The organism is Deinococcus sp., from assembly GCF_025362455.1.
Lineage (GTDB): Bacteria > Deinococcota > Deinococci > Deinococcales > Deinococcaceae > Deinococcus.
Genome location: NZ_JANYGJ010000161.1, coordinates 1 through 6,175, shown reverse-complemented (window position 1 = coordinate 6,175; position 6,175 = coordinate 1). Strand labels below are relative to the sequence as shown.

Annotated in this window: 8 protein-coding genes; 2 read left to right on the top strand and 6 right to left on the bottom strand. The window is 65.9% G+C overall.

Annotated elements, in window-relative coordinates:
- Positions 1-283: 283 nt before the first annotated feature.
- Both Q0R23_RS12315 and Q0R23_RS12310 read right to left on the bottom strand, forming a co-directional pair.
- The gene (locus tag Q0R23_RS12315) at positions 284-1,051 is read right to left on the bottom strand and encodes a transporter substrate-binding domain-containing protein (RefSeq protein ID WP_293913444.1); all 768 of its coding nucleotides are present in this window, start codon (positions 1,049-1,051) and stop codon (positions 284-286) included.
- A gap of 343 nt (positions 1,052-1,394) precedes the next feature.
- Positions 1,395-2,108, bottom strand: coding sequence for a carbonic anhydrase (locus tag Q0R23_RS12310; protein WP_293913442.1), 714 nt, complete (start codon positions 2,106-2,108; stop codon positions 1,395-1,397).
- 72 nt (positions 2,109-2,180) lie between these two features.
- Between Q0R23_RS12310 and Q0R23_RS12305 the strand changes: the two genes are divergently transcribed.
- Positions 2,181-2,570, top strand: a complete 390-nt coding sequence (locus Q0R23_RS12305) for a hypothetical protein (protein WP_293913440.1) — start codon at positions 2,181-2,183, stop codon at positions 2,568-2,570.
- Here Q0R23_RS12305 and Q0R23_RS12300 read toward each other — a convergent pair.
- Positions 2,537-2,872, bottom strand: coding sequence for a GNAT family N-acetyltransferase (locus Q0R23_RS12300; protein ID WP_293913438.1), 336 nt, complete (start codon positions 2,870-2,872; stop codon positions 2,537-2,539). The two genes, Q0R23_RS12305 and Q0R23_RS12300, sit on opposite strands and share 34 nt — an antisense overlap.
- A 195-nt stretch (positions 2,873-3,067) precedes the next feature.
- Between Q0R23_RS12300 and Q0R23_RS12295 the strand changes: the two genes are divergently transcribed.
- Complete coding sequence (locus Q0R23_RS12295; protein WP_293913436.1) at positions 3,068-3,592, top strand: macro domain-containing protein; 525 nt, start codon at positions 3,068-3,070, stop codon at positions 3,590-3,592.
- On the opposite strand, the gene Q0R23_RS12290 is transcribed toward Q0R23_RS12295, so the two are convergent.
- From Q0R23_RS12290 to Q0R23_RS12280, 3 genes are read right to left on the bottom strand one after another with little or no spacing between them, the layout of a single operon-like run.
- Positions 3,575-4,729, bottom strand: coding sequence for an aminotransferase class I/II-fold pyridoxal phosphate-dependent enzyme (locus tag Q0R23_RS12290; protein WP_293913434.1), 1,155 nt, complete (start codon positions 4,727-4,729; stop codon positions 3,575-3,577). The two genes, Q0R23_RS12295 and Q0R23_RS12290, sit on opposite strands and share 18 nt — an antisense overlap.
- A gap of 45 nt (positions 4,730-4,774) precedes the next feature.
- On the bottom strand, positions 4,775-5,335 hold the full coding sequence (locus Q0R23_RS12285; protein WP_293913433.1) for a GNAT family N-acetyltransferase: 561 nt from the start codon (positions 5,333-5,335) through the stop codon (positions 4,775-4,777).
- Positions 5,328-6,008, bottom strand: a complete 681-nt coding sequence (locus Q0R23_RS12280; protein WP_293913431.1) for a flavin reductase family protein — start codon at positions 6,006-6,008, stop codon at positions 5,328-5,330. Before Q0R23_RS12280 ends, Q0R23_RS12285 begins: the two co-directional genes overlap by 8 nt.
- Positions 6,009-6,175: the final 167 nt, after the last annotated feature.

The window sequence follows — 6,175 nt, the reverse complement described above, 5'->3', positions numbered from 1 at the left end:
GGGCCGGAGCGTAGAGCCGCGTCAGCGCCACCAGTAAGCCCAGCGGCAACCCCAGCAACATGGCCGCCAGCGCGAAGCCGATGGTCAGCGGCGTGGCGGCCAGCAGTGCGGGGAGCGCGTCCCAGGCACTTTGCAGGATGTTCATAGAAAGTTGGTCATAAGGGGTGGGTCATCTTAGGCGGCTCCTCAACTCGGCTTTACCGGCCCGGCCTCATCAAAACGCCCCACAGCGACAGCCGGGGGCGAATTTCTTAAGGCGGTGCTTATCTTCACAGGCCGGGCTTCAGGGCTTGCTGACATCCTGGCCGAACCACTGGCGGCTGATCTTGGCGTAGGTGCCGTCGGCCTTGATCTGGATGAGCGCTTTGTCGATGGCGGTTTTGAGCGTGGTATTCGTCTTTTTGAAGGCGATGCCCACCGATTCCGGCTGCCCGATGACGCCCGCGCCTTTGATGGGCAGGTTCTGCGACTTGATCAGGTAGCCGACCAGCAGCCTGTCGTTGTAGGCGGCGTCCAGACGCCCGGCAGCCAGGTCGGCCAGGTATTCGGGGGCGCCGGGGTAGGTGACGACGTTGATGCCGCCTGCGGCCCGGAGCTGCTGCTCGAAGTTGCTGCCCAGGCCCGCGCCGACGCGCTTGCCTTTGAGGTCGGCCAGCGTTTTGTAGGCGGCGGTGTTGTCCTTACGCACGATGATCTGCGGGCTGCTGAAGGCGTAGGGCGCACTGAAGCCGATGGCCTTCTGACGCTCGGCGGTAATGCCGATCTGGTTGACGATCACGTCGTACTTGCTGGCCTGGAGCCCGGCGATGATGCCGCTGAACTCAGTCAGCACGAACTGGGGTTTGAGTCCAAGCTTGGCGGCGATGGCCGTTGCGATGTCCACGTCAAAGCCGGTGAGCTTGCCCTGGGCGTCCTTGAAGGTAAACGGCGGATAGGTGCCCTCGGTGCCGATGCTGAGCGTGCCGGGGGTCAGGGTGACGGGCGCGGCGAGGGTGCTGGCCGCCGAGCTGATGGTCAGGACCGCGAGAAGGGACAGGGTAAGTCTGAACATGAATTCTCCTGCCGCGCTGGGGCGGCGTGAAGCTGAGCTGAAATAAAGCTGAGGGGTCCATGAACCCCCGCTGACAGGTTGTCATATTAGAGCTGTTGACCTGTTTTGTAAACTACTAAATGCAACAAACTCAGGAACGATGAAGGCCGGGCGCTGCGGGTGGCGCCGCTCAGGGCAAAGCTTCAGCTTAGGCTCGGAGCGTCTGTCCGAGGTGAATTCAGGAAAACGGCGTCGACCATGCAGCGGAGGAAAGATCTCGTAAACAGAAAATGAGATCCTTCGCTGCCTTCAAGATGACGGGTTTCTAGGTTGGAATCGGAATTACCTACTCATATGAACCGGCTTACACCTTCAGTTCGTCTTCCTCGACCAGCAGGTCCACGGCGCCGGAGCCGATCTCGTAGAAGCCGCCGATGACCCTGATCTTGCCGCTAGCCTCGGCGCGGGCGATCACGTCCTGTTCGCGGAGCACGCCGACCTGGCAGCGCACGTTGTTGATGACCGCCTCGCGCATCCGGGCCTTCTTGTCGCGGATGGGTGGCAAGCCTTGCAGCGAGGGCTGAATCCGGCGGATCAGGGCGCGCAGGGCGGGCGGTTCGGCCTCGATCTGCTCCTCGCTCATCAGGGCCGCGCTGACGGCGCCGCAGCCCTCGTGGCCCATCACCACGATCAGGTGAATATCCAGGTGCAAAATGGCGTATTCCAGCGTCGCCAGGCCGCTCTCGCCCATCACATTGCCCGCCACCCGCACCACGAACAGGTTGCCGAAGCCCTGATCGAAGACCAGTTCGACCGGCACCCGACTGTCCGAGCAGGCCAGGATGGCGGCAAAGGGCGTCTGACCCATGATCTGGGCGCGGCGTTCGTTGGCGCCGAGTTCGGGGCGCGAGGAGTGCCCGGAAAAAAAGCGCACGTTGCCGTCTCGCAGCGCCTGAATCGCCGCTTCGGGCGACCCGACATCGGCGTGCTTGAGTCCGGCGATGTCCTCCATACTGGCGCCGCGCCGGATGGCGTTCAGCAGGCGGCGCTCCAGGTCGTGGGCCTCAGATTTGGTCATGCGTTTCAGTATAAAGGGTCTGTGTCAGGCATAAAGAGTCTGGGTCAGGCCCGTTCACGCTATGTTCAGACCATGACCGACGCCCCGCCTGATCCCCTCGGTAACGGGTCACCGACCCTCAGCGAGCTGCTGGAACGCTACGCCACCCTGCGCGACACCATTCTGGGCCTGGAGACCGAGAAGACCGAACTGGGCGAGGTTATCAAGGCGGCCCTGCTGGGCGGCGAGCAGGCCGAGACGGACCTGTACCGCAGCAGCATCAAGGTGCAGCGCCGATTGGAATATCCGCTTGAGCGCTTCCGTGAGGTGTTCGGCGACGCCGCCACGCTGGAAGTCGCCAGCATCGACAAGAAAAAAGCCGAGGCGCTGGCAAGGGCCGGTGACATCGACGCCGAGAAGCTGCGTGAACTAGCGCTGGTGAAAGAGATTCAGGCGCTGGTGCTGACGGCCAAAGGGAGCTGAAGCAACACCTCCACCGTCACCACGTCCAGCCACTCACCGTCCAGTTCGGCGTGCCTGAGGTGTGCGCCGACCTCGCGGAATCCGGCTTTGAGATGCGCGGCCCGGCTGGCGGCGTTGCGGGTGAAGATCCGGCTGGTGAGCTTGTGGTAGCCCGCCGCCCGCGCCATGTCTTGCAGCGCGATGAGCAGCTTCACACCGTAGCCCTGACCCTGCGCCTCACCTGCCACGTAGACACCGTGTTCGAGGATGCCCGCATAGCAGGGCCGTGAGCTGTATTCGCCGCCGCGTGCGAAGCCTTGCACCACACCATCCTCCAGCACCAGGCACGGCCAGCTTCCAGCTTTACGGGCTCGCGCAGCCGGGTTTCGAAGGTGGCATTGCGGCCCATGATGCCCTCGTTGTAGAGGCGGGCCAGGACGCTCAGGTCGGCGAGTGCAGCCGGGCGACTATGAACGGTCATCGCCCCTGAGTTTAACGCGGGGCTTTATCCTTGCAGCATGACGGCTTCACTGGAGATCGTGCAGGGCGACATTGCGGCGCAGACCACGGGCGCCCTGGTGACGGCGGCCAATGCCCAGCTCGCGGGCGGCGGCGGCGTGGACGGCGTGATTCACCGGGCAGCCGGGCCGGAGCTGCTGCACTCCATCCGGGCCATCGGGAGCTGCCCCAGCGGCTCGGCGGTGATGACGCCCGCCTTCAAGCTGGAGGCCCAGGGCGTGCGCCGCGTCATTCACGCCGTCGGACCGATCTGGCGCGGCGGACAGTCGGGCGAGGCCGAACTGCTGGCCGGAGCCTACCGCCGCAGCCTGGAACTGGCGACGGAGGCGGGTTGCGCCAGCATCGCCTTTCCGGCGATCAGCACCGGGGTCTACGGCTACCCGATTCCGGAAGCGGCGCGGGTCAGCGTCAGCACCATCCGTGCGTATCTGGCAAAGCATCCTGGCCTGAACGTGCGTCTGGTGCTCTACGACCGGGGCACCCTCAACGTCTTTTTGCGTGAGGCGTCAAAACTGGGCACCTGAGATCAGCCGCGCCGCCTCCCTGAGCACCTCCGGCGGCTGAACGAGGGCAAATCTGACGTAGCCCTCGCCCGCCTCCCCGAAGGCCCGGCCCGGTGCCAGCGCCACGCCGGTCTGCTCGGCCAGGCGCACGGCGTAGGCCAGCGAATCGCGCAGACCGGGTGGCGCGGCCCAGACGTACATGCTGGCCTGGGGCAGATCGAGCGTCCAGCCCAGGTCGCGCAGCGCGGCCACCAGCGCGTCGCGTCGGGCTTCAAATACGTCCAGGCCGCTGGGGGGCGAGCCGAGCGCCGCCACCGCCGCCGCCTGGATGCCCAGGTACGGGTGAAAATCGATGGCGCCTTTGACCCGCGCCAGCGCCGCGATGGCCGAGGCGTCGCCCGCCGCAAAACCCACCCGGAAGCCGCCCATGTGGTGCGTCTTGGATAAGCTGTGCAGCTCTACCACGCCGTTCCAGCCGCCTTCCAGGGCACTGGGGGCGCGGTAGTCGCCGTAGGTCAGCTCGGCATACGGGTGGTCGTGAATCAGCAGCGTGCCGCGAGCCTGGCACCAGCGCTTGACCAACTCGAAAAAGCCGCCTGGGACGGTGGCCGAGGTCGGGTTGTTGGGGTAGTTGAGCAGCAGGGCGCGGGGCTGGATGGTGGGTGGCAGTACATCCAGATCGGGTAAAAAGTGGTGCTCGGCGGTCAGTGGCAGCCGCACGACGTTCAGCCCGGCCACCGCCGCCGCGCCGTAATAGGGGGGGTAGCAGGGGTCGGGCAGCAGCAGCTTGTCGCCGGGGTCGGTGGTCGCCAGCAGCAGGTGGGCCAGTCCCTCCTGGGCGCCGATCAGCGGCAGAATCTCGGTGTCGGGGTCGAGCTGGATGCCGTAGCGCCGGGCCAGATATGCCGCCGCCGCACGCCGCAGCGGGGCGGTGTCGGAGAACAGCGGGTAGCGGTAGCTCAGCGGGTCGCGGGTAGCCTGCCGGAGTGCCTCCAGCGCGACTTCGGGCGGGTTGAGGTCCGAGGAGCCGATGCTCAGGTCGATGATGGTCTTGCCTGCCTGGGCGGCCCGCATCTTGGCGGCGTCCATCAGCGCGAAGATGCTCTCAGGCACGCTGCGGGCACGCGCCGAGGCCCAGGCTGTGAGCTGCTGCGTCATGGGGGAAAGGGTAGCAGAGGGCACGTCAGCGGACCGGGAGTGAAGCTACAGCAGCGCCCGTAGATCGCTCCAGCCATACGCCACCTCATTCAGCACGGCGCCACTGACCTTTTCCTGGCGCTCACCCACCACCGCGCCGCCGAGGTGCTCGTAGAAGGCCCGCGCCGGATTGTTCGCCAGCACCCACAGCAGCAGCGAGCGATTACCCCGCGCGGCCAGTTCGGCGGCCAGCGCCCGCAACAGCGCCCGCCCGGTGCCCCGACCCTGAGCCGACTTGAGCAGATAGAGGGTAGACAGTTCGGCGTCGGCTGTGAAGTCGTCGGTCAGACTGTTACTCGTCAGAAACGTGCCTGCCGCGCCCGACGTGAAGCCCACCACCTCACCGCCCCGCACCGCTACAAAGACGAGTTCCGCTCCTTTGGTCAGAATGCCCTGCCAGAGCTGGGTACGGCGGTCCAATGCGGCCTGATCGGTCATGGACTCCAGCACCCCATCTGGCATCAGACCCGCGTAGGTTTCCTGCCAGCTCCGGATGTGGACGCTCGCCAGGGCGGGCGCGTCGGCGGGCGTGGCGCGGCGCAGTTCCAGCATTGGCGGATCAGTCATCGGAATGGCGCTGCTCGGCGTCGGCCCGTTCAAATTCGGCGTAGCTCACGCGCCCCAGCTCAAACGCGTCGCGTCCCGTGGCGTAGCCGCCGTGCCCACCCATCCGGGCGATCAGATCCAGGGAGGCGGTATTGACATACTTCTGCTCGGCGTCCAGGTGCTCGGCGGCGATGCTGAGTGCCAGCACCTCACCGAGAACGATGCGGGTGTGGCCGATGGTCAGCGTCTGGACCTCGCGGCATTCCAGGCTGGCCGGACTGAGCGCCACACGCGGCACCTTGACCAGCGCAGACGGCGCCAGCTCGATGCCCAGACGCTGCGGCTCGGACTGGCCCGCCGGAAAGTCGGTGGCACTCAGGTTCATGGCCTCCGCCAGCGCCAGGCTGACCAGGTTGACCACGAACTCACCGCCTGGGCCAATGTTGCGGGCCGTGTCTTTCGGTTCAGCGCCCGCCCGGTTGCCCGGCGCGAAGGCCACGATGGCCGGGTCATGACCCATCAGGCCGAAGAAACTGAACGGCGCCAGGTTCACCAGACCGTCCGGGTTCAGGGTACTGACCCAGGCAATCGGGCGCGGCACCACCACCCCGGTGAGCAGTCGGTAGCGCTCGGCGGCGTTCAGGGCCGCGAAGTCGAAGCTCAGGCGCGACTGTGCTGTGCGAGGCTGGGACATGCGCCAGCTTAGCGCCGCCGGGGCACATTGATGGTCGCCCAGCCGAGCGCTAGCATTCACTCGATGCAGCCTGACACCTGTGCCCTCTAGAGCAGATGTCATAAAAAGACCCTTTTCATGACCGAGCGGAGCGAGTAGTTTTGACTGAGCAGGACGCAGAATGGAGG

Bases quoted from the DNA above. Each gene is read 5' to 3' on its own strand.
- Q0R23_RS12315 (WP_293913444.1), bottom strand. From the start codon at position 1,051: ATGTTCAGACTTACCCTGTCCCTTCTCGCGGTCCTGACCATCAGCTCG.
- Q0R23_RS12310 (WP_293913442.1), bottom strand. From the start codon at position 2,108: ATGACCAAATCTGAGGCCCACGACCTGGAGCGCCGCCTGCTGAACGCC.
- Q0R23_RS12305 (WP_293913440.1), top strand. From the start codon at position 2,181: ATGACCGACGCCCCGCCTGATCCCCTCGGTAACGGGTCACCGACCCTC.
- Q0R23_RS12295 (WP_293913436.1), top strand. From the start codon at position 3,068: ATGACGGCTTCACTGGAGATCGTGCAGGGCGACATTGCGGCGCAGACC.
- Q0R23_RS12290 (WP_293913434.1), bottom strand. From the start codon at position 4,729: ATGACGCAGCAGCTCACAGCCTGGGCCTCGGCGCGTGCCCGCAGCGTG.
- Q0R23_RS12285 (WP_293913433.1), bottom strand. From the start codon at position 5,335: ATGACTGATCCGCCAATGCTGGAACTGCGCCGCGCCACGCCCGCCGAC.
- Q0R23_RS12280 (WP_293913431.1), bottom strand. From the start codon at position 6,008: ATGTCCCAGCCTCGCACAGCACAGTCGCGCCTGAGCTTCGACTTCGCG.